At 47.7% G+C, this 25,032-nt stretch carries 13 protein-coding genes; 11 read left to right on the plus strand and 2 right to left on the minus strand.

Translation table 11 applies throughout. The features are described 5' to 3' along the window. The first annotated feature begins 214 nt into the window (after window positions 1-214). The 6 genes from AC3WQ3_RS17445 (at window position 215) to AC3WQ3_RS17470 (ending at window position 15,868) form a co-directional block, all read left to right on the plus strand. A complete protein-coding gene (locus AC3WQ3_RS17445; protein WP_492472918.1) occupies window positions 215-4,690 on the plus strand; it encodes an endo-1,4-beta-xylanase in 4,476 nt (1,491 codons plus the stop codon). A 333-nt stretch (window positions 4,691-5,023) separates the two neighbouring features. Beyond that, a complete protein-coding gene (cysD, locus tag AC3WQ3_RS17450) occupies window positions 5,024-5,923 on the plus strand; it encodes a sulfate adenylyltransferase subunit CysD (RefSeq protein ID WP_095288547.1) in 900 nt (299 codons plus the stop codon). Window position 5,924: 1 nt separating this feature from the next. Next, window positions 5,925-7,598, plus strand: a complete 1,674-nt coding sequence (locus tag AC3WQ3_RS17455) for a GTP-binding protein (RefSeq protein ID WP_492472919.1) — start codon at window positions 5,925-5,927, stop codon at window positions 7,596-7,598. 211 nt (window positions 7,599-7,809) lie between these two features. Further along, a complete protein-coding gene (locus AC3WQ3_RS17460) occupies window positions 7,810-10,863 on the plus strand; it encodes a hybrid sensor histidine kinase/response regulator (protein ID WP_492472920.1) in 3,054 nt (1,017 codons plus the stop codon). Between the two features lie 36 nt (window positions 10,864-10,899). Beyond that, window positions 10,900-12,015 (plus strand): response regulator, encoded by a 1,116-nt coding sequence (locus AC3WQ3_RS17465; RefSeq protein ID WP_492472921.1) that lies wholly within the window; start codon window positions 10,900-10,902, stop codon window positions 12,013-12,015. Window positions 12,016-12,322: 307 nt separating this feature from the next. Continuing rightward, window positions 12,323-15,868 carry an S-layer homology domain-containing protein gene (locus AC3WQ3_RS17470; RefSeq protein WP_492472922.1) on the plus strand — a complete coding sequence of 1,182 codons (3,546 nt, stop codon included), beginning with the start codon at window positions 12,323-12,325 and terminating at the stop codon, window positions 15,866-15,868. Between the two features lie 163 nt (window positions 15,869-16,031). Here the strand turns inward: AC3WQ3_RS17470 and AC3WQ3_RS17475 are convergent, their stop codons facing one another. Next, window positions 16,032-16,238: a DUF2536 family protein gene (locus AC3WQ3_RS17475; protein WP_153976946.1), complete on the minus strand. Its 207-nt coding sequence runs from the start codon at window positions 16,236-16,238 to the stop codon at window positions 16,032-16,034. Window positions 16,239-16,783: 545 nt separating this feature from the next. Between AC3WQ3_RS17475 and AC3WQ3_RS17480 the strand changes: the two genes are divergently transcribed. Both AC3WQ3_RS17480 and AC3WQ3_RS17485 read left to right on the plus strand, forming a co-directional pair. Next, entirely contained in the window at window positions 16,784-17,773 is a 990-nt protein-coding gene (locus AC3WQ3_RS17480) for a tRNA dihydrouridine synthase (RefSeq protein ID WP_095288550.1), read from the plus strand. 172 nt (window positions 17,774-17,945) lie between these two features. Next, window positions 17,946-18,515 (plus strand): SF0329 family protein, encoded by a 570-nt coding sequence (locus tag AC3WQ3_RS17485; RefSeq protein WP_492472923.1) that lies wholly within the window; start codon window positions 17,946-17,948, stop codon window positions 18,513-18,515. Window positions 18,516-18,734: 219 nt separating this feature from the next. Here the strand turns inward: AC3WQ3_RS17485 and AC3WQ3_RS17490 are convergent, their stop codons facing one another. Next, on the minus strand, window positions 18,735-18,815 hold the full coding sequence (locus AC3WQ3_RS17490) for a putative holin-like toxin (RefSeq protein ID WP_353057537.1): 81 nt from the start codon (window positions 18,813-18,815) through the stop codon (window positions 18,735-18,737). Between the two features lie 233 nt (window positions 18,816-19,048). Here AC3WQ3_RS17490 and AC3WQ3_RS17495 point away from each other — a divergent pair, with 233 nt between their 5' ends. From AC3WQ3_RS17495 to AC3WQ3_RS17505, 3 genes are all read left to right on the plus strand, one after another. Further along, window positions 19,049-20,209, plus strand: coding sequence for a cobalamin-independent methionine synthase II family protein (locus tag AC3WQ3_RS17495; protein WP_153976949.1), 1,161 nt, complete (start codon window positions 19,049-19,051; stop codon window positions 20,207-20,209). 358 nt (window positions 20,210-20,567) lie between these two features. Then, window positions 20,568-23,939: a HEAT repeat domain-containing protein gene (locus tag AC3WQ3_RS17500; protein ID WP_492472924.1), complete on the plus strand. Its 3,372-nt coding sequence runs from the start codon at window positions 20,568-20,570 to the stop codon at window positions 23,937-23,939. Window positions 23,940-24,035: 96 nt separating this feature from the next. Beyond that, complete coding sequence (locus tag AC3WQ3_RS17505; protein WP_492472925.1) at window positions 24,036-24,845, plus strand: AAA family ATPase; 810 nt, start codon at window positions 24,036-24,038, stop codon at window positions 24,843-24,845. Window positions 24,846-25,032 lie beyond the last annotated feature (187 nt).

Consider the following 25,032-nt stretch of genomic DNA (forward strand, 5'->3'; position numbering starts at 1 on the left):
TATCTGCCTGGCCTGATCAGCGGAACGAAGAGCATGACCTTACTCGTATCAGAATTGGTATAGTTCTGAAATAATCTAGGATTCACCTTTAATTTGGAGTAAGAATTCTCTTCCATGAAGTGGTATTATCTGGTGAGAAAGGAGGCTGGTTACAGTAAATTATGTAAGCGCTTTACATGGTTTATAAAAAATTTGGTATGGGGGAAGGCTTCGAATGAGGAAATTATTTAAGCAGGTCGTTTCCGGGTTACTCGCAGTGGCTCTGCTTCTTCCGGGCGGCTTGACGGCTCAGGCAGTAAGTGCAGCAGATCCAGTAGATTCTAATTCACAGATTGTCTATCAGGAAACATTCCAGAATGGTAAGGGCAAAGCAACTCAATCCGGCGGTGCCCAGCTGGAAGCTGTCACAGACAAGTCATTTGAGGGCAATGATGATGGAGCAGCGCTGAAAGTCAGTAACCGATCCAATAACTGGGATGGCGTGGATCTTGCATTCACCGATCTTGGTTTGACCAATGGCCAAGAGTATTCTGTAACCGCTTCCGTCTATGTTGATACGGATGCTAACCCACCTGCAGACGGGAAAGCCGTTCTGGAAATTGTAAGCAATAAGGGCGTTGAAGGATCTGAGGCATACACTGGAATTAGCTCTGCTGACTTTATAGCCGGGCAAGGCATTACGCTAACCGCTGATCTCTCCGTTAACAGTGTGGACAAGACAGCTCTGCGAATCAAGTCTGATGAAGCAGGTAAGGGTGTGCAATTCTATATTGGAGATATCACGATTACCCAGGCAGCAGCACCTGTCGAACCCACGGTAGTCCTTAACCAAAGTTTTGAGGACGGCAGTACTGGTGGTTGGGGCAAGCTGGGTTGGGGATCGAGCGGCGATACTGCGGTCGTTGACGACGTAGCCTCCGAAGGTGTGAAATCTCTGAAGTTCTACAATCGGGCCGATGAGAAAGCCGTTCCTGCCCTCGTACTTACAGGCAAGATGAAATCCGACCGTAAGTACGATATCTCCCTCAAAGTCAGACTCGGTTCTGGTGAAGGCCAGTTCCATCTGGCTTCCAAGATCGATTCTGAAATCCTAGCGGATTATCAGAAGTATCCTTGGATTATAGGGAACAAACTTGTAACCGCTTCCGACTGGACTTTGTTTGAAACTAAAGGCTACGAAGTGCCTTCTAAAACGAATGAGGTCATCATCTATGTTGAACCATCAAACAATTCGTTAACCTCCGATATTTACATTGACGAAGTTATCATCACAGATGTGACCCCTGGTGAAACCGCACCAGAGATTGTGGATAAAACAGGAATCACTGCAGACTTTGAGAGCGGTCTGGATGGATTCAAAGCACGCAACGGCCGTGAAACAGTTGGTCTTTCTCAAGAGGATAATCATACACCTGACGGCAATCAAAGCTTGCTTGTAACGACTACGGCGCAATATGATGCAGCGTTGGTTGATGCTACAGGCAAAATGGCCAAGAATCATGAATATGAGCTGTCTGCATGGGTGAAAATGGCACCGGGCGAAGCGCCTACGACACTTCGTATTAGTGTTCAATATGCGGAGAGTGGCTATGCGAACGTTTCACAAAATGCAACCGTTACAGATCAAGAGTGGGTACATCTAACAGGGAAGTATACACTCACGACGACTCCAAGCGTACTCAATGCGTATATTGAAACGGCAAATGACGATGGTGGGAACCGTACCTTCTTCCTGGATGATTTTGCTCTAAAATATGTGGGTCCTGTAACTGCTGCACCTCCGATTCAAGAGGACCTTCCTGATCTGAAGGAGGTTTACAAGGATCATTTCCTGATCGGTAACATTGTTAATCCGGCGACCTTTGACGAGACCCGGCTCAAGCTGCTGACGAAGCATCACAATGTCGTTACGTTTGAGAACGATATGAAGCCGGATTATGCATACAACACGGACAGACAATTTGATTTCACCGCAGAAGATGCCCTTGTCCAAAGAGTACAGGAAGCAGGCCTTGATCTGCACGGTCACGTGCTCGTATGGCATGCGCAGTCTCCTACATGGCTGCATACGGCAGCAGACGGCAAACCTCTGAGCCGTGAAGAAGCTCTGGAGAACCTGAGAACACATGTTCAAACGGTCGTTCAACACTTTGGTGACAAAGTCATCTCCTGGGACGTTGTTAACGAAGCCATGAACGACAACCCGGCTAATCCGCAAGAGTGGGAAAATGCATTGCGTAATTCCGGCTGGTTACAGGCTATCGGCCCTGACTATCTTGAGCAGGCATTCCTTGCAGCCAAAGAAGTCATTGACGAGAATGGCTGGGACATCAAGCTTTACTACAATGATTACAACGATGACAACCAGAATAAATCTACTGCGATCTACAGCATGGTGAAAGAGATCAATGAAAATTACGAGAAAGATCACCCTGGCGAGAAACTGATTGATGGCATCGGCATGCAAGCCCACTACAATCTGGGCACGAGATTGGACAATGTGAAGATGTCACTCGAACGTTTCATTTCCTTGGGTGTGGAGGTCAGTGTCACCGAATTGGACATTATGGCAGGCACGAACTCTGCAATCACTGAAAAAGAAGCGAAGCAGCAGGCTTATCTGTATGCCTCATTGATGGATCTCTATAAGAAGAACAGCGAGCATATTCCGCGTGTGACCTTCTGGGGATTGAATGACAGCACGAGCTGGAGAGCCGAGCAGAATCCAACCTTGTTTGACAAGGATTTTCAAGCCAAAGAGGCATTCTACGGGGTCGTTGATCCGGAGAAGTACCTGGCAGAACATCCACCCGAAGAGCTTGATTACAAGAAATCAACTGCCTTCTATGGGACACCATCGCTTGATGGCTCTGTAGACAGCATATGGAGCAAAGCTCCTGAGTTAAAACTGGATACGAAGCAAATGGCGTGGTCCGGTGCAACAGGAACGGCAAGAGTACTGTGGGATGACGACAATCTCTATGTGCTCGCGCAAGTCAGAGACGATCAACTGAACAAGACCAATCCAAATGTATGGGAGCAGGATTCCGTCGAAGTATTCGTCGATGAGAATAACGGCAAAACGTCCAGCTTCCAGGATGATGATGGACAATACCGAGTGAACTTCGAGAACCTTGCTACCTTTAATCCAGCAGAAATCGCAGCAGGTTTCGAATCCAAAGTCGCTGTTTCCGGTACCAACTACACGGTCGAGATGAAAATTCCATTCAAAAAGGTGAAGCCTGCGAATAATGCGAAGATCGGCTTCGATGCGCAGATTAATGATGCCAAAGACGGCAACAGAATCAGCGTAAACGCATGGAATGATGCATCCGGTCAAGGTTACCAGGATACGTCCGTATTCGGTGAATTGACGCTCACGGGCAAACCTTCTCCAGGAGGAAACGACGGTGGCGGCAACAACGGTGGAGGGAACAACAGTGGAGGCAACAACAGTGGCGGGAATAATGGTGGCAGCAGTGGCGGATCGAACTCCGGTACTACTCCGCAGCCTCAACCACAGCTTCCAGGCAGCGACTCGGCAATTGTGCCAGTAGTTAAAGTCGAAAATGGAACAGCCACAGCAACCATTTCAAGCGACAGCCTGAATAAAGCGATTGAACAAGCTTCTCCAGGTGCAAATGGCAAGAAGCAGGTTACCATCGAAGTGCCGAAGCAGGCGAATGCCCAATCCTATGTGATGCAGCTGCCAACTTCAAGCCTGCAGAGCAACAATAATGTTGAGTTTGTACTTAAGACAGAGCATGCAGCACTTCAAATTCCGTCCAACATGCTGTCTAACCTTACGGAACAAGCGGATCAAGTCTCTATTCAGATTAGCAAAGTCTTGGCAGATCGCCTGAACGCAGAAGTCCGCCCCAAAGTGGGCAGCCGTCCGGCGATCGACCTTAGTATCAAAGCTGGGGACCGTGTGCTGGCCTGGAATAATCCAGCAGCGCCTGTAACGGTATCAGTGCCGTACACACCTGCTGGCCAAGAGCTTGTCAATGCACATCAACTGGTGATCCTGAATATTGACAGTCAAGGAAAGGCAACAGTTGTACCGAACGGACGATATGATGCTACATCCGGATCGGTTGTGTTCAAGACAACAGAATTCAGCACGTATGCCGTAGCCTACGTAACGAAGTCTTTTGACGATGTACAGCATGTCCTGTGGGCAAAAGAAGCCGTTGAAGCAATGGCAGCTCGCGATATTATTAAAGGCATTTCGGATGAGAGCTTCGCTCCAGCAGCTACCATCACGAGAGCTGACTTTATCACCCTGCTGGTGAGAGCCCTTGAATTGAAGGGCAAGGACACGAACACGGCAGCCTTCAGCGATGTACAGCCTACTGCTTACTATGCACAGGCCGTGGCCATTGCCAAGGAGCTGGGGATTGCCTCTGGATTTGAAGACAACACGTTCAAACCAGGCAGCAGCATTTCCCGTCAAGACATGATGGTTCTTACAGCGAAAGCCCTGAAAGCAGCAGGTAAGTCATCTGTCGGCAGCGGAAATCTGGCTTCGTATTCCGATGCTGCGAGTATTTCTACTTATGCGGTGGATAGTGTAACTTCCCTCGTAGGAAGCGGAATCGTCAACGGAAAAGGTGGCAAAATTGCACCAACTGAATCATTGACCCGCGCTGAAGCAGCGGTGATTCTGTCCCGCATCTGGAACATGTAAGTGATTGTAAAGGACATTTTGAATTAACGAGGCAACTCATTAAGCTGCTGTCTGTACTTTACAGACGGCAGCTTTTTTCAAATCGCATGGCCCTCAACCATGATTGTAATATTGTTTGTTAACCAACCGATTCCATTTGCAGCTCAGCAAAAATCATTCGTTTAGGCGATTTATAATTAGGAGGGAGCCGCTACTCACTGCTGAATATTGTCGATCCAACACATAGACATCATAAATTTTACTTTTTTCCACTTTGCAATAAAGATGGAATCTGATAGGATAAGTTTATAAATACGATGGTTTTAGTGAGGATTAAAAGGAGGCCGCCTTGCCATGCAAGAATTAACACATCTGGATCAACTTGAGGCTGAAGCGATATACATTATCAGAGAAGTAGCAGCGGAGTGCGAGAAACCGGTCATGTTGTATTCCATCGGCAAGGACAGCTCGGTCATGCTGCACTTGGCCCTAAAGGCTTTTTACCCCGAGAAGCCGCCATTCCCATTCATGCATATCGATACAACCTGGAAATTTAAGGAAATGATAGAGTTCCGCGACCGAAAGGCGAAGGAATTTGGTATCGAGATGATCGTGCATTCTAATGAAGAGGCTATTCAACAAGGAATCAACCCTTTCGACCATGGTTCCGCATATACCGACATTATGAAAACCACAGCCCTGAAGCAGGGATTGGATAAATACGGATTCACGGTTGCGTTCGGTGGCGGAAGACGTGATGAGGAGAAGTCGCGTGCGAAGGAGCGGATTTTTTCGTTCCGGAACAAGAACCACTCGTGGGACCCGAAGAACCAACGTCCGGAGATGTGGAAGCTGTTCAACACGCGAATCAACAAGGGAGAGAGCATTCGAGTCTTTCCGTTGTCCAACTGGACTGAGAAGGATATCTGGCAGTACATTCGTCGGGAGAACATCGATATCGTTCCTCTCTACTCCGCGGATGTAAGACCGATCGTTAATCGTGACGGGCATATCATCATGGTGGATGACGAGCGGATGAAGCTTGAGCCTGGCGAGAAGATAGAGATGAAGAAGATTCGCTTCCGCACGTTGGGTTGTTACCCGCTCACGGGCGGAGTCGAGTCCGATGCTGTTACGCTGGACGAGATCATTGAGGAGACATTGGGTGCGTTATCCTCCGAACGGACCAGTCGGGTTATCGATCAAGAAGCAGCGGGAAGCATGGAACGACGCAAACGGGAGGGCTATTTCTAACATGAAGAGTCTACTTAAATTCATTACCTGCGGAAGTGTGGATGACGGCAAGTCCACGCTGATCGGACATATGCTCTATGACGCCAAGCTGCTGTTCGCCGATCAAGAACGCGCGCTTGAGCTCGATAGTCGATTGGGAAGCCGAGGCGGCAAAATCGACTACTCATTGCTCCTCGATGGTTTGCTGGCCGAACGCGAACAAGGGATTACTATTGATGTGGCTTATCGTTATTTTACGACGTCTCATCGTTCCTTCATCGTGGCGGACACACCGGGACACGAAGAGTATACGCGCAACATGGCTGTAGGCGCTTCCTTTGCTGATCTAGCCATCATTCTGGTGGACGCTACCAAAGGCATTATTACCCAAACCAAACGCCATGCCCGGATCTGCGCCCTGATGGGGATCAAGCATCTCGTATTGGCTGTGAACAAGATGGATCTGGTTGGCTTCGATCAGGGGACATTCGAGGCGATCAAGGAAGAGTTCATCCAAACGACGGCTGAATTCCAAATCAAGAGCATTCAGGTCATTCCCGTGTCCGCTACGGAAGGGGACAACATCACAACTAAGTCGCCAAATAGCCCCTGGTACGAAGGGTTAGCTTTATTGCCGTATTTGGAAAATATAGATGTTCATACTACCGATGATACGAAGCCTTTCATGATGCCGGTTCAGCGTGTAAGCAGACCGGACCATACGTTCCGTGGGTTCCAGGGCCAGATCGAGGCTGGAAAGGTTTCGGTCGGAGACGAACTCATGACACTGCCAAGTCGGGAGAAAGCAAAGGTTAAGCGGATTTTGGTGACGGACCAAGCTCAGGATTCGGCTTATGCTGGCCAACCGGTTACGATACAACTGGACCGCGAAGTTGATGTCTCGCGGGGCTGTGTGCTCACGATGGACAATCAAGTCCAAGAAGCTGACAGCTTCGCTTCTACGATCCTGTGGATGGACGATTCCGTTCTGACTCCGGGCAAGCATTATTGGGTTAAGGTCGGAACGAAGACTCTTCCAGGCACTGTAACCGCAATTACCCATAAAGTTGACATTAACACGGGCCAGACCGTTCCGGCGGATCAGATTGTTAAGAACGAATTGGCCAAGTGTGAATTCACGCTGTCGGATCAGATCGTCTTCGATTCCTTTGAACACAATAAGAGCATCGGAGGGTTTATCCTCATTGATCGTGTCACCAACATGACGTCCGCTTGCGGAGTCATTGATCAAGCGCTGAAGGGAGACAGCCGATTTGCCACGCTGGATACGGGGATCACGAGAGAGGTTCGCGCCCAGCAGAAAGGACAATCTCCGCTCACGGTCTGGTTTGCTGGCTCGGATACGGTAGCTCTCGCCAAGGAAGTGGAGAAGCGACTAGTGTCATCCGGTTACCATACCATGCTGCTTGAGAGCGTCAGTGGAGAAACGCTCCGCGGCACGGCGGAGATGGCAAAGGTGTTGAACGACGCCGGCCTGATCTCACTGGTATCCCATGATTCTATCAGTGCGGGCGAACTTGAGACAGCCCGAGAGATCATTGGGGGCAAAGGATTTATCGAAATTAACGCGGATGAGATCGGCGGAATTTCCATCCAGGATGCCGCGAAATCTGTGGTTAAACGAGTCGTGCAATCCATTATCGATCACAGTCCTTCGAATAACTACGACATTTAATAAGCATGTCAGATACAGCGGTTGCCGATCAGGCAGCCGCTTGTTTGTTTTCGTCAAGAGCCCTTTAGGTAAGGAGAGTGATCTCTGAATTTGCTTTATCCTAAGGAAGGAGATCTGTATATAACCTATGTTATACTTTATTTGTTTTCCGCTAGTGGAGATTGTCCCCAGTGGATAGAATGGATAGAGTATGAACGGAGAAGATCGTTAGATGAGAAAGATGCTTGTGGCACTTATTGCAGTTAGCCTTGGCTGCTATATTTTATTATTTGGGCTATTGGAGGCAACGGAGAATAAGGGCATGAAGCCAGAATCGGCAAGGAACGGGACGTTGGATCTGACGACTTGGGATTTTGCTTCCGATGAGGTGGTATTGCTGGATGGACAATGGGAATTTTACTGGAATGAGCTACTGGAGCCGGGAGTTCAGCTGGTTTCATCACCGCATTTCATGGATGTACCCGGATTTTGGAGACATACAGCGCCAGATGGGACTCTTCAGGCAAAAGGGGGCGGCACCTACCGTTTGAAGGTGAAGCTAGCTCCTTCTTCCAGGGTATACGGGTTACGAATATCCAACATTCGGATGGCAAGCACAGTTTATGTTAATGGTGAGAAGGTAGGAGAGAGTGGTGTCCCTACGTTATCCCATAGTACATATGAATACGCGAACAGGCCATACAATGCTTTTTTCACTGTACAGGGTGATACGGCAGACATTTTGATTCATGTAGCCAATTATGAAAATACGCAAGGCGGCATCCCATATAGCCTTTACTTCGGGAGTGCCCAGGGCATTCAAGTCCATAACACCAACAAGAACATTCTTAATTTGACTCTGATTGTATCGCTGCTGATGCTAGGCTGTTATCAGCTGGGTGTATATATTATTCGAAAAAAGGAAGAAGGGCTTCTCTATCTCGGCTTAAGTTGTATTGTGATCGCCTGGTCATTTGCGAGTAACGGCGAGCGAATTATCGTAGAGTATTTTGATTTGCCAACGGAGGTCTATTACAAGATTCAGGCGGTCTCTTTATACCTTTCCCTGATTACAATGGTGTTGTTTATCAAATCCATGTGTAAAGGACTGATCTCTCGCTGGTTTATTAACACCCTTATCTATGGGATGGGAGTATATATTGCTTTTGTCTTGGTTACGCCATTCCAATGGTATTCCGACTTCAATATGTATGCCAGTACTTTTCAAATCGTGGCTTACATCATTATTGTTGGTGTGCTGCTCTATTCTTACCGTAGGCAACGATATGGCGAATTCACCAAGAAGAGTCTGGCGCTCTTTATTATGGCGTTATGCTGTTATTTCGTTGGTTTAATCGATTATGCCCTGTATCTAAGCAGTGTTACTACAGATTACAGGATTGGATATTATGCGATATTGGGATTTTGTTTTCTGGCGTCATTCATTATGTCCTACCGCTTCTCAGAAGCCTATAAGACAATCGAAGGAATGGCTATCAAGCTCCGGAAGGCAGACAGGCAGAAGGATGAGTTTCTACTCCAGACTTCACACGAGTTTCAGACACCGCTCCATGGCATCATTAATCTCTCCCAAAACATGCTGGAGACAGGTTCGGATGGACTTAACGCCACCCACATGCAGAATCTTTCCTTAATCCGGGATACTTCTAGAAGGTTGTCCGCGCTGGTGCATGACATTCTGGATATGGAGAAAATGAAGCGCAATGAGCTGACCATTCATCCTGCCAGTGTGGATGTCCGTGTAACCGTTTCTCTCGTATTTGATCTATTCAAGCATCTAATCACAGGAAAAAAAATCAAGCTGATCAATGCCGTGCCTAGCGAATTGCCTCTAGTCTACGCAGATGAGAACAGGTTGAAGCAGATCATCCATAACCTGGTGGGTAATGCGGCCAAGTTCACTCAGGAAGGCAACATTACGATAACCGCACGGGCAGTGGATGGGCAAGTCACCATCATCATTGAGGACAGCGGAGTAGGTATCGCTCAATCGGAATGGGATACGATCTTTCAACCCTTCGAGCAAGCACATTCTCCATATGAGTATGGCGGAACAGGCTTGGGGCTATTTATTTGCAGGAAGTTACTGCACCTAATGAATGGAGAAATCTATATCGATTGGTCTGAGCAGGGGCGTGGAACGGGCATTGCCTTTACACTTCCGATTGCGAATGATGAGGGGTATAGTGCCTTGGAGACAGCCGTAGCTCTAGAAAGTCACTCTACAGATCAAGATCAGATGCTGGTAGAAATACCCCAGCGGGGAGCAGGAAAATATACGATATTGGCAGTGGATGACGAAACGTCCAATCTTCAAGTTCTGTTCCGTGTGTTCACAAATGAACCCTACAACATCGTTTGGGCAACTAACGGAGCAGAGGCTCTGAAGATGTTGAATAGCCGTTCTGATATTGACTTGGTTCTGCTGGATGTGATGATGCCCAGAATGTCGGGCTTCGAAGTGTGTCGAGAAATACGTAAGCAGTTTTCTCTGTTTGAGCTACCTATTGTATTGCTGACAGTGCTTCATTCACCTAGCGATATTGCGGCTGGTTTTAAGGCGGGAGCTAATGATTTTGTGGTTAAACCCTTCGATGCCTTGGAGGTACGTGCCAGAACCGAAACACTGCTACAGTTAAAGAAGTCTGTTGAGGATGCATTGAAGGCAGAGCTGGATTTCCTCCAATCGCAGATCAAACCACACTTCCTGTTCAATTCGTTGAACTCCATTATCGCTTTATGTCGAACTGACGCGCTGCGTGCGGAGAAGCTCATTACGCACTTGAGCTTTTATTTAAGAAGAAGCTTCGACCCCAGATCAGACAGCTATGTACTGCTGCAAGATGAGCTTCAGTTGGTTGAAGCTTATGTGGCGATTGAACAAGCAAGATTTGAGGATCGACTTACCGTTATATATGATGTGCAGCCGGAAACGCTGAAGAAGAAAATTCTACCATTAACCATACAGCCTTTGGTGGAAAACGCGATCCGGCATGGCGTAATGAAGCAGGAGGATGGGGGAACGGTTCGTCTCTCCATCACATTGCATGAGGATACGGTTCATATCGAAGTATGGGATGATGGGGTCGGGATGAGTCCACAACAATTAGAACAGCTATGGAAATGGGAAGGCTCCCCATCTCAAAGAAGGGGAGTAGGTCTAGCCAATATCCACCGGAGATTGGCACATTTCTGCAAAGAAGAATTGAGTGTAGCTAGTGTAGAAGGAGAATGGACAAGAGTCCAGTTCCAGCTCAACATATGACCTTGCGCGAGAGCAGTGAAAGAGAGATGGGGATTCATGAAAGTTGTCATCATGGATGATGAGAAACTGGCAGTTATGCGGCTGCAGCAAGTTCTGGAGGACAGGCCAGAGGTTGAGGTCGTTGGGGCGTACACCAAATATTCCGAGTTGCTAAAGGATTTTCCCCGTTTACGGCCGGATGTAGCTTTTTTGGATATTGATATGCCAGGGATGAATGGTCTGGAGCTCGCCTCCACCTTACTGGAGATGGAACTAGACACGGAAATTGTATTTGTAACTGCCTATGATCAATATGCGCTGGAGGCATTTCGGGTGAATGCGCTGGACTATCTGTTGAAACCCGTAGATGAGAGTGTCCTGGATGGTACCATTAAACGTATTCTCAGACGGAAAGAACGGGCTCCTATAGATAAAAAGGATACGGGTGCTCGTATCCAATGCTTCGGTCATTATATTGTCCATCGTGCAAGCGATGGGAGGCCTGTCGATTTTCCGACGTCGAAGGCAGAGGAACTCCTGGCTTACTTCCTGATTCATAGGGATACGAATCTATCCAAATGGATCATATGCGAGAGCTTGTGGCCAGAGCATGAGCCCCACAAAGCAGAGCAAAACCTGCATACCACCGTATTCCGCATGAAGAAAACACTGCTGGAGAAAGGAATCAATATTAATTTAAGCTCCAAGAAGGGCTTTTATCATTTTCAGCTACTGGAATCTTGCGATTATGTTCGCTTCGATGAGTTAAGTAAGGGAAGTACCATGCAGATTGCTAACTCCCCTTCTGAAGCAGAGGATATTCTAAGGCTGTACAAGGGACAGCTGTATGGCTACAAGGATTATACCTGGTGTGAAGCAACAAGGGAGCGGGCTAATCAAAGCTTCCGAGACATGTCCAAGGCTCTGGCACGTGCATATATGCAGGCGGGAGAATATCGGCAGGCTCACGATTTTCTCCAATTCGTTCTTTCCATCATTCCTTACGAAGAGGAGGGGCATGAGATGATTCTAAGAATCTATATGCACTGGAAGGATCGAACCTCCTTTTCTATGCATTTCAATAAAATGAAAGAAACGTTCCAACAGGAGATGGGCTATGGTCCGCCGGCTCTTATGGAACGGCTGTTCATAGATATGATGAAAGAGGTATAATTCCAAGAGGCTCCGAGGTATTCCTTGATAAAAAGGGATGCAGCGGGGCTTTTTTGTGCTATTTTCTGAGATTTGCTTTTGTAAGCATTTTGTAAGCGTGGATGAGTAAAATTAGTGCTTGGGACCCAAGTGGTGTCGAAATAAGGGGGAATTACCCGATGGGTTGGAGTTCATATAAACGTATTGGAAGGAGAGCGCCTGAGCCTCATCCAGAACAGATCAAAGATCTGGACATGAATGAAGTCGGAAAATTGGACAGTAACAGTATCAAGAGGATTATGAATATGTATTTAGGGAGGAATAAAGAATGATGCAGCACGTTATGGGCAAGAACAAGCTTCGATCCTTGTTTTCTATTGTTCTTGTTTTCAGTTTACTTTTGAGTTCGTTTCAATCGATTGCTTTTGCGGATGATCAAACATTACTTGAGATCGGAACTGTTTCTGGAGATCCTGGGGATATAGTAGACGTTCCTGTATATATATATCCTGGGGATTATAGTATTTATGGCTATCAGATCAATTTTAACTATAATCTTAATAAACTTGAACCTGTGACAAAGGTAGCAACCTCTAAATGGAGTACAACTACCTTTAATGCGGGTTTAACTCCCGGCAGTTCTGAAGTGTATGTGCAAGCGAGTTTTGGAGAAGAACACCCCATTGTGAATGGAAAGCAAGAGGTATTTGTTTTACATTTCAGAATAAAGGAAACCGCGAGTGAGGGTTCAGCCCATATCATTCGGGCTTCGGGTGACTATGCGAGTATTGATGGAAACACAATAGTTATTGAACGTGACACTCCTGGTTCTGTCACGATAAATTCTAACCAAGGAAGTGGATCGGGGGGCTCGGAACCAACGGAGGCTCAATCACCGCAAATTACCCAAGGGCCTTTGGATAAAGAGGTAAATCTGAATGATATCAGTCCGAAGCTGAGCGTAACTGCAACAGTAAGCGACGGCGGAAACCTGACCTATCAATGGTACCGCAATACGAAGAAAAGTGTAGAAAGCGGAGTAATTGAAAAGATTGAGGGAGCGACGGAAAGCAGTTATGACGTACCCACGTCAATAGCGGGTACAACGTATTATTTTGTTGAGGTGAAAAATACAATTGGTTCCCAATCCAAAATAATGCCTAGCACAGTAGCCACAGTTGTGGTGAATCCATTAGTCGAGAGGGGAAGCTGGATTGATATAACGGGGTCAGAGAGACCGGTTTACGGACCAGTTGATGTCACAGTGGATGCCAATGGAACGGTCTATGTGGCAAGTTCTTCTACCATTAAAATGCGCTCTACCACGGGTAGCTGGACTGACATCACGCCAGAAGAAGGTCTTGAGCACATTTCGGGTCTGTCAGTCGACAGCAGTGGAGCCATTTATGTATCGCGCAGTAGCAGCGGTAACATTCTAAAATACGCTAACGGTGATTGGGAAGGCATTGGTGGTGAGGGGCTTTCTACACCGGTTGATGTGGCATTTAGTGAACAAAATCAGATTTTTGTCGCGGATGCAGAATATAGTAGAGTTAGTACGCTAGTTGGTGGATACTGGGGTAGCATCAGTAATATCCCTGTTTATAATCCAGTTGGATTAGCAGCAGGCGGCGGAAATATATATGTAACAGATGCTAGTAGTGGAGTTCTGAAATTGACGGATGATGGCTGGGAAGACATCACGGCTGGAGTATCCTTTAATATGCCAAAAGGAATAGCCGCGGATGCCAATGGAGATGTATATGTAGCGGATTACATTAATCAAATTGTACGGAAGCTGTCGGATGGCGTGTGGACAACGATCAGCACAATGGGCGATTTCGTCGGTCCATATGGTGTAGCAGTGGATATCGGCGGAAACGTATATGTTGTTGATAACGAGACCGGACATATTAAGAAGCTCGTTGCCAACGCAGCGGAGCCAGTTATTCATGCACAGCCAATTGGTCGGACCGTAGACCAAGGAACGGAAAGTCCGCAATTGAGTATACATGCAACGGTTAATGATGGTGGGACATTAAGCTACCAGTGGTACAGCAACACGATAAATAGCTTAGATAACGCAACGCTGATTGAGGGCGCGACAGGGAGCAGCTATTCTGTACCGACAACTCAATCAGGCACGCTTTACTATTTTGTAGAAGTGAAAAATACGAACCTTGCTGCCCGAAATCAAACGGCAACGGTCAACAGTGATGTTGTGAGTGTGACCGTGAATCCGGTTCAACTTCCGGCTTACAGCGTCACCTTTGATCGGCAGGACGGCTCTAATCCATTCTCTATGGGGGTAACTCAGGGTTCCAAGATTCCAGGGATCATCGTCAGTGAAAGACCGGGCTACACCTTTGAAGGTTGGTATAAGGATGCCGCAGGAACAACAAAATGGAATATCGAGACAGACGTTGTAACCGATGACGTTACCCTTTATGCAAAATGGACAGCTACAACGAATAGTGGTGGTAACGGCGGAGGAAATAATGGGAACAACAATGGTGGTAACAGCGGAGGCAATGCGGGTGGTGGCACTGGCACAGGGAATGCTGGCAGTAATAATAGTGGCACCACTGGAGGAGCTAACGGAAGTAGTACAACTTCCAACAATGATGCCGTCATTGTCTTGGTGAATGGCAAGGAAGAACGAATCGGCAAGTCCGTGGCTTCTACTGAGGGAGAACGTACGGTGACGACGATAACCGTTGACCCACAACAGCTGGACACCAAGCTTAAAGCTGAGGGACAAGGTGCAGTGGTGACTATACCGGTCTCTTCCGAATCGAATATCATTATTGGTGAACTGACCGGACAGATGGTCAAGAACATGGAAGAGAAGCAGGCGGTACTGGTTGTGAAAACTGGAAATGCAAGCTATTCCCTTCCTGCTCAGCAGCTCGATATGGATTCAATCTCCAAGCAATTGGGCACGTCGGTATCGCTGGAGAGTATTAAGATTCAGATCCGCGTCGCTTCTCCAGAAGCGAATATGCTGAAGGTTGCGGAAGATGCTGCGGCGCAAAATGCACTTACACTGGTAGCTCCTTCTTTTGACTTTACAGTCAAAACAATATTCGCAGACCAAGCAGTGGATGTGACCAAGTTTAATGTGTATGTGGAACGTTCCATTGCCCTGCCTGAAGGAATCAATCCAAACAAGATTACTACAGGTATCGTTACAGATCCAGACGGATCGATTCGTCACGTTCCGACGAAGGTCACGGAGGAAGATGGTAAGTTCTACGCTCAAATTAACAGCTTAACCAACAGTCTGTATTCGGTGGTATGGCACCCGTTGATGTTCCAAGATGTTGAAAATCATTGGGCTAAAGATGCTGTCAATGATATGGGCTCCCGCCTGATTGTGAATGGCGTTGGTAACGATCTATACAATCCAAATGCGGATATGACACGTGCCGAATTCGCAGCGATCGTGATGAGAGGTTTGGGACTGAAGCCAGTTGATGGCATAGCACCTTTTGCAGATGTGGATGCTTCCGATTGGTATAATTCTGCTGTTCTGACAGCCTATGAGTATAAGTTGATCGAAGGCTTTGAGGATGGAACCTTCCGTCCAGAAGAGAAGATTACTCGTGAACAAGCCATGGTCATCTTGTCCAAGGCTATGACAATTACAGGTCTTCAGGAGAAGCTGGCGATTAAGGACAGCCATGAACTCCTGAAGCCTTACACAGATGCAAGCCATGTCTCGGAATGGGCTAAAGCTGCTGTTGCTGCAAGTCTTGAGGCAGGTGTGGTCAGCGGCAGAGGAGGAGACGAACTGGCTCCGAAAGCCAATATCACCCGTGCTGAGGTTGCAGCTATCGTACAAAGAATGTTGAAGGCTTCTGACTTGATTTAAAGCACCGAAAGGGTTTCCCCATGCAGGAACAACTGCATGAGGGGGAACTCCTTTTTTATTCAAAAAATGTTGGTGGGTAGAAGCTGCTTATACTAACAATAAAAAAACCCGGATTGGCCCTTAATGCCAATCCGGGTTTTTACCTGCTACAATAGTTGTTCCATCAATCAACGGCAAAATGCACAACGGCACTATATAACATCTTGTTGTGAATTGGGTGGTACGTCACTTGATGCTGAACCTGCTTCACTCGCAGCATAAGCGCTTTGTTGATTCCGATTCGGTCTTCGATCGTACGCTCCAGTTCTTTGAAGTCATAAGCTTGCAAGCATTCAACTTTGTCTTTGATCATATCCAGTGAAATTTCCATGTTTGATCCAGGCCACCTTCATCTCACGATTTGCAGGTACAAAAGCCTGCCGAGCTTTAATTGTAGAGGAGCTTGTCCGGTTCGGCAAGAGCGTACAGCAAGAATAATAAGTACGATGGAGGCGGTTTGATTTCTATGCTGGGGGAGACAAAGCGGGAGTTGAGTTAGGCTTTGAGACATGACGGATAAACTCGTGCTGAAAATCAGCTTGAGACGTGATAAAATTGGAGAAAGGACAAGTGGAGGAAGGGGAAACCTGGATCCAAGTTCCATTGGGGTAAATAGCCAAGAGGGGCATCGCCCCTCTTTTTTATGCGAATCCATGAAAAACATTGCGTCTGTTCAGATTAAAAGGTATTCGTTTGGACGCAGCATTAACATATAATGCTGTTTGAACTACGCTGCGGTAACATGGTATAAGTGAAGATGGTGTAATTGAAGAAGAAGCTGCGACATTCGTACTAAATGGATGAACTAGGGAATGAACAGATATTTACTATTCTCGGGGCCATGTTGGTCCCGGTATATATAGAGGAGTTTTTAAGATGAAAGACAATTTTTGGCGTGAATTGCCACGACCATTTTTTATATTGGCACCGATGGAAGATGTAACAGATGTTGTGTTTCGCCATGTTGTGAGTGCAGCGGCCAGACCGGATGTATTTTTTACGGAGTTTGCAAATACAGAGAGTTACTGTCATCCGGAGGGGAACAAAAGTGTACGCGGGCGTTTGACGTTCACAGAGGATGAACAGCCCATGGTGGCTCATATCTGGGGAGATAAGCCGGAATTCTTCCGTGAAATGAGTATCGGTATGGCAAAAGAAGGCTTTAAAGGCATCGACATTAACATGGGTTGTCCTGTAGCCAATGTGGCGGAGAACGGGAAGGGGAGCGGGCTGATCTGTCGTCCCGAAACGGCTGCGGAAATTATCCAGGCCGCGAAAGCCGGGGGACTGCCCGTAAGTGTAAAAACAAGACTTGGTTTCACTGAAGTGGACGAATGGCGGGACTGGTTGACCCATATTTTGAAACAAGACATCGTGAATCTCTCGATTCATCTGCGCACAAGAGAAGAAATGAGCAAAGTAGACGCTCATTGGGAACTGATTCCGGAAATTAAAAAACTTCGTGATGAGGTAGCTCCTAATACACTGCTGACCATTAATGGAGACATTCCTGATCGTCAGACCGGCCTGAAGCTCGCTGAGCAATATGGCGTGGATGGCATTATGATCGGGCGTGGTATCTTCCAGAACCCGTTTGCTTTTGAAAAAGAGCCGAAGGAACATACCAGTGAAGAATTGCTTGGTCTGCTGAGACTTCATCTGGATCTCTATGATCAATATTCCGCACAGGAGCCGCGTTCGTTCAGCCCGCTTGCCCGCTTCTTCAAAATATATGTCCGTGGATTCCGCGGAGCAAGTGAACTCAGAAACAGCTTAATGAACGCTAAATCCACAAAGGAAGTGCGCACGCTGCTTGATGAGTTTGGAAGCAAGAATCATGATGAGGTTGAGGTACAAGGAAATTAAGATGCAGTAGGTTGGCGTAACAACAGACTAACCTTCGGGAAAACATGGCCGACTTGGCTGTGTTTTTTCTTTTGAAGACCACATCATAGAGGATAAGCACAGGTTATTGTATGATGGATGGTAGAGAAGCCACTTAAAGGGTGGTTATGAATATTGAACAAGGGAGAAATCAATGTCCTGGAGTAAATTGAAGCAACAACTGGAGAGCTTCCTTAGCCCGGCATTAGTCGGAAGAGTTGAATACCGCGCAACAAGCTACCGTTATGCACTTGATAAATCAGGAAGCTGTTACCTTTCCGTAGATAAGAAGAACGTGCTCAATATGAGTGACACAACAACTCCAATCCGCTGGTACCAGATGGAGCAGGAGATCAAGAACGATCCGAATATTGAAATTCCTGTGGATCACGAAGAGATTGAATCGATCCGAAAAGAGAGCAAAGGAGCCATTCCGGAGGAACGCCTTCACGTCATTGCAAGAAGCAGAAAAATCTCTGTCCTGGCCAAAGAGCTTCTGTCAGCTCAGTCATCATTAAGCAAATCCAATTTTACGGTTGCAGCGACTACGTTTTTATCAAGACCTATAGAGGAAAGTCTGGAGAGTCAGGATATTTTGCTGAACATTCTGGCTTTGGTAGACAGACGCGTTGGCAAAAAGCGGATTTTGAACATGTCCGAGAAGATCAAGTTAAAGCATCCAGCTGTGCAGTATTTTTATGAAATTCGGCGTAGGACGTTGTGAATTAGTTGAGAGTTAGATGTTTATCGTTTTTATTCTACGCTTGTTAAGCCTTGAATTGAATTCCTCATTAGTCATGTTATAATAAGGGCATGAACAGCTTATAATGCAAAGAGAGCCGTGCGACAACACGACTCTCGGAGCAATAGCCGCTTTTAAGGGCGGTGGGCTTAACAAGAGGATATACGTCAAGTAGACCGCAACCTTTGCTCGGGGGGCGGTCTACTTGTGTTTATTGGACAGCAGCGCTACAATCAGCGAACCGAAGGTAAGCATCAGCATAATTGCTTCAAACACTGTCACAAGGCATCACCTCCCTTCCGGGAGATTAGCCGACCGCCCATATCAGCCTTTCTATTGCTATCCGATTATACCATAATCTTCATTTCTCTCGATAGGCAATCAAAGTAAACAGGTAGCAAAGGATAAGTGATTTTGCTATAGCTTTTAGCTATAACTAGTTATCTTCTTTTGGTTATTCTTCGAACTCCGCTAGGCGTGCTATGATAGCCCTATACAACGAGGGGGTTATTTACATGACTGATAAGTTCCAGATCGTAGGAAGTTTGTTGCGGCCAGAAGAGCTGCTGACATATAAAACGCAAATTGAGCATCGTGATGATATCCAATATCCATTCTATGAAAATTTTGAAGGATATGCCGAGTGCGAGACCGCAGCGGTGAAAGAGGTCGTGCAAAAGGAAATCGAGCACAACCTGTCGGTTGTTACGGACGGCGAGTTCTCCAAGTCGATGTGGCATCTGGATTTTGTTTGGGGCTTTGACGGAATTGAACGCTATATTGCGGACCACGGTTACTTTTTCCGGGATGTGGACGGAACATCGAAATATGAAACTCGTAAAGATATCGGATTGCGCATTACGGGTGAACTGAGCGGTAAGAACCACCACTTCATTCAACTGTTCAAACAGCTGCAGGATACGGCAGGCGATCAACAAACAAAACTTTGCGTACCGTCACCTTCCCATATCTTCGGTGAGCTGTCATGGTCGGATAACATCGGCGGTACGGATGCTGTATATCAGAACAAACAGGAGCTCAAAGCGGGTCTTGAGAAGGCATATAAAGAATTCGTAGCGGAATTCGCTGCGGCTGGCGGCAAAATTTTGCAATTCGATGACTGCCTCTGGGAGCTGTTTGCAGACGACAATCCGAACTCTCCATTTACCGGCGAGCACATTGATCAAGAGGAAGTAAAGGGTCTCGCTGCTGAATTTATTGAGATTAACAATAACGTAATTGACTTCGGTCACAGCCTGGGCTTGAAAATGTGGACACATAACTGCCGCGGTAACTACGATTCCCGCAACATGGGTGGTGGGTCTTATGCGAAGATCGCCAACCTGTTCCTGAAACAGTTGAAATATGACCGTTTCTTCCTGGAATGGGATGATGACCGTGCAGGTTCAATCGAAGCGCTGGAAGTGTTCAAGGACAGACCGGAAACGGAAATTGTTCTCGGCCTGCTGTCTTCCAAAACAAGTACACTCGATGATGAAGCACGCGTCATCCGTTTGCTTGACGAAGCATCCAAAATCATTGATAAGGATCGTCTGCTGCTCTCCCATCAATGCGGCTTTGCTTCCTGCGATGGCGGTAATGAGCTGAGCGAAGCTCAGCAATGGGCGAAGATCGACCAAGGTCAACGCATTGCGAAGCAATACTGGAATAACTAATTCAATAAAAGCACTATTTTAGATAAAAGGGATGACTCCAAGGGCCGTTTACGGGCCTCGTGAGGCATCCCTTTTTGTGTGCAGCCTGCTGCCTCGATCAACGCAGAAAACCCGACGCAGTAAGGTACATGTAGCTATTGGTCCAGCTTCCGTCATATATCACTCATGGCTAGAGAGGATAACCTCCGTGCTCCGTCTCTATTTTGGTCTGGAGATTTGGGATTAAACAGGAGAAGTCCATGCGGATCAAGAAGTTATATTATTCCAGGAATAGCCTGTGAAGTATGGTTGTGGAGATGATTTGATCGCTTATAAGAGTTCACTAGAGTTTATTAGAAGCATGAGGGGAGAGAAAATGATGACAGATAACCATGATCTGATAAATAGAGAACAATTGCTTACAGAGCTCGACTCGCTGGGGTATTCGGAAAGAATGAAACGGATGGCACTTCTGGGGCGCCAGCATGCAGGAGATGCGAATTATTCCGCGCTGCTTGTATCCTTGCTCGAAAGCGGCACTGCCTATGAGGCACATCTGGCCTTGACGGGTGCGGGTGTAGTGAATGATGCCCGTGCAGTTATACTGGCCTTGCAGCATCCCAAGGCAGGAGTTAGGGGCCGGGCGGCTAGGCTGCTGCCAGAAGTGGTGACTGACCCGGAATTTTCGATTGAAACCGAAATCACCCTGATGTCATACCACTGCCGCCGCCAATTGCTGCGGAGCATCGTGAATTCACATCGTCAGGATTGGGCAGAGCGGCTGCTGCCGATCGTGCTTAACCGCTGGGGAGCACAAGAAGGGGCCTTGTTACTGGCTGTGTGCAGCGAAGAGACGGTGCGCAGCAGGCTGCCAGAGCTGGGATATGCGTTACTGAATTGGCGGCTCCTAACGAAGTACCACCCCGATCTGGTGGCAGCGTACTTCAAGAATGCTTTGCAGCATGCAACGCACAGGGAAAAGACCCATGTATGGTGGACGCTCTCTTCCGCGATTGAAATACTGAGTGTTTCAAGACCGGCGATCGTGTTGGAATGTGCGCTTACCCTTGGGCCAACGGATACGATTCATCCAGTACTCAAGCAGCAGCTGGGGATTCTGATTCAGGCCAGCCCAGAGAGCGTATTTGAACTGCTGACACGTGAGGAGACACGGGGATATCTATTGAATCATGGCGTTCCGGCCGGCATTCTAAAAAAGAGAAAATGGTTCACCACAGCGCAGTGGACCACTCTGGCTGCATTGCTCGCAGATCAGCCTGTGCACCTGGCCAAGGTGCTGGATACTCTTGCGCCGTCGCATCGCGAAGCGATCTTTGATGCGGCTTATCTGGAAGATGAGCGGAAAACACGCATTTTCCCTACGCTGCTGCTGGATGTACTGCCACACCAGCTGCGTGACAAGGAAGCTGCCCGCATGCTGGAACTGCATGACATTCGTGATGATCGGGACGCCGTGCTCGAAACGACGGCACGCCGTGTCATTGATCATGCACGGGAGAAGCTGGAACAAGCCGTTCAGGTGTCTAATAGCGATGAGCGTGCAGCTGCCTATGCCCACCTCGTTCGAAGCACAGCACTTTCCCGGCGTGGTATGGATGAGACGCTTCGCTTCCTGACTCGAATCAAGAACGATCAGGATCCGGTACGCTTCATGGTTATGGCTCAGCTCTCCAACTGTCCTGCTCCCATGTTCAAGGAAGAGCATATTGACGATCTGACGGTGCTGGTGGATTGCGTCATTGAAGCCAGAGACACGTCATACGGGACAAGGTCCGCAGTGGAGAGACTGGCTTTTGCCATACTGCGTGAACATGCACTGGAGCCGAAGGGCACCCTGTTCAAGTTTGCTTTGAGAACGTTCGGAAGATTGACGATGCGGGACGGACAGTTTGCATTGTACTCAATGGACTGGGATAGCATACCGAGATCTGCACTGGAAGCGTTATTCGATGAGATCTATGCCTTTGGTGTAGAAGCAAACAAGCGCGAAAACACGAGCGTGATTCTGCGCATGGCAGATTTGTTCGGAAAAGCCGTGGATCGGTTACCGAAGCTCCAGCTTCTGCTGGAAGAACTGCTGCAGGCCAAAACGGTATCCCCGCAAGCGGTCCGTTACTGGCTGGCACCTTATAAAACCCGGGATGCAAGGGTTAGAGAATTGCTGGACAGAGACCCATCCTTCATCTCATTCCATGACGTATTCATGCATCTTCATCTGAAGCGTCAGGAGTGGCTGGACCCGTTTATATCGGGGGAAATCATCAAAGGCAAGCATTTATCGGGAAAAACCATTTATGTTGTGCCTGCGCATAACGGGTTTCATCGGTGGCTGCCGCGTCAGCAAAAGGCATTCGCTTCCCTGCTGGAACGGGTGGCACTCGACGCCAAACGAAGCTTCCATGAACGTGCATCTGCGATGCGCAGCTTGGCGAGCATGCCTGATTATATTTCCGATCAACTGGAAGTCCTATTGCAGGATGAGGAAGTGCATGTTGTGGAGGCGGCGCTGTATGCTTACTCATTATGGGAAGAGCCTGAGAAGGCACTGCCTGTATTGCTAAACAACCTGGATGGAGACCGGGCCCGGGTAGCCATGTACTCGATTCCAAGATGCATGCGCAGGGTCAGTCCGGTGATGTTGACGTCCATGCTGTCCGACCTGCTCCATCGGGAGAAATTGAAGATCACGGTCAGAAAAGAGGCCATTAGGCTGCTTGGGGCTTATAAAAGTGAAGAGAGCATGGAGCTTCTCATTCGTGAATACGAGAAACCGAATGTACACAAGGACGTGATGATCGCGATAGGCCATGCGGCCAGACAATGGCTGGATGATGAACGCAGCTGGGCCATGCTGAGTGCCATGGCTGCTTCCCCGCAGCGTGACATCGCACGAAGCCTGCTTAACCAGTATTCTGGCGGCATTCCCGTAGAAGCCCGGCCAAGGTATTTGCAGTTGATTATCGAGATCGCCGGACATGCCGATCCGGTTGTGGCAAGAGAGGCTTTCCAGGCGATGAGCCTGTGGGTGGATGGAAGTGAAGAGCAGGTGGCAGCTTCAGCCAGCAAAACCGTTCTGGATCTGGAGGACAAAGCTAGGTGGAAGGCAGCGATGGATACGCTAATTTCTGCTTGTCGTGAAGGAAAGGTGAATGACCAGGTCATTAACGTTTGCACACAATTGGCGGGCACGGAGACAAGAGCCGAATGGAATGCCAGCTCGGAGAGAGACCTTCCAGAACGGCAGCGACTGGTCGCGTTGATAGACAAGCTAATTTCATTGCCTCCACAAGCGAAGCGGGGACTCGTTCCTTTATATACAGGCATCATTGCTGCTCTTCAATCCCAAGAAACGCTGAGACCAGCCGTGATCAAGTTACATCTGGCGTTTATTGAGTGGAATCAGGTGGATCAGGCAGCGCAGCAATTGGACCCTGTGATTCAAATGGTGGACAAGCATCCGTATCTATCGGAGGTGGCCTACAGGCAGATTAATCGTGCAGCTAATGCGAGTGAGGCGTATTGGAAACCGGAGGCGATTCTGGATCTGGTGGACCAACTGAGAGGCCAGCAGCGAATTGCTGCCCAGTATCTTGGGCTTTCTCTGTTGAAGATTGCGGGAACCGCATTACTGTGGAATCAGGCTTGTACCGAACGCTTGCGAGCATACCGGAATCATGAGCATGAGGCCATTCGTATGACGGCATTGGATATTTGGACGGTTCTCGAATAGAAAAGCTGTTTGGATCGGGTGGTTACAAGGATAGATTGTTCGTTATGAATCTTCTACAAGAAGTCATTTTATTTTATCCGGGAGGGGAGCGAGACGATGCTGCATATAAGTAACTTCAAACTCTCTTCTGTCATTTCCAGCAACCCGAATATCTACCCGGATCATGTGTTCAGACACATGGCAGGGGAGGTGCTGCTGTTTGACCGAATCACGGTACTCTACGGCAGTAATGGCTCCGGCAAATCTACCTTGCTGAATCTGATCGCGAACAAGTTGGGAATGGCGGGCGCTGAGCGAATGTCCACTTATGGACACAGCATCTATGTTCAGCGGTTTATTGAGGAAAGCAGCTATCAACTTGGGCAGGATGAACACGAGCGTCTCGTATATAAGCTGCCCGAGGGGAGCCGGTACATCAAGTCAGAGGATCTGCTATATGAAATCAAAAAAATACAGCAAGAAAGTGTACTTCGCGAAGGGCTGCTCCATGAGCAATTCGTGCAGGGGAAGAGTAAGGAAGAGGTAGAAAAGCTGGAGCAGTCGTATGCGTTTAAGAAAAAGATGGATATCATCCAGTACTCTCAGGAGAAGTATTCGAACGGGGAGAGCTCGATGCAGTTTTTTGAGGAGCATTTGCTTCCCGGGCAGCTGTATTTACTGGATGAACCGGAAACGTCGCTGTCTCCCGCGAATCAAATCAAGCTGGCTGAACAGATGAACGATCTGGCGCGTTACTTCGATAGTCAATTCATTATTGCCACGCATTCTCCCTTTGTTCTGGGCACGCTTCATGCGAAGATCTACAATCTCGATGCCAGCATGCTGCAGACGGCAGAGTGGTATGAACTGGACAATGTACGATTCTTTTACGAGTTTTTTCATAAGCATCAGCGGTTGTTTGAATGAATAGGTGTAACATTCTAGTAAGAGGTATCCTGATGTCAGGGTACCTCTTTTTGCTATGCAATTTAACAGATTAGAGCCAGATGGAACTATTATGCACTCCTCTGCAATCTACTAATTCATTCCAGCCCAAATCTGCGAGAATATTGTGCCACTTGAATTTTGGCCGTATAACATTGAAATAAAAAGC

The organism is Paenibacillus sp. FW104-T2 (assembly GCF_058789975.1).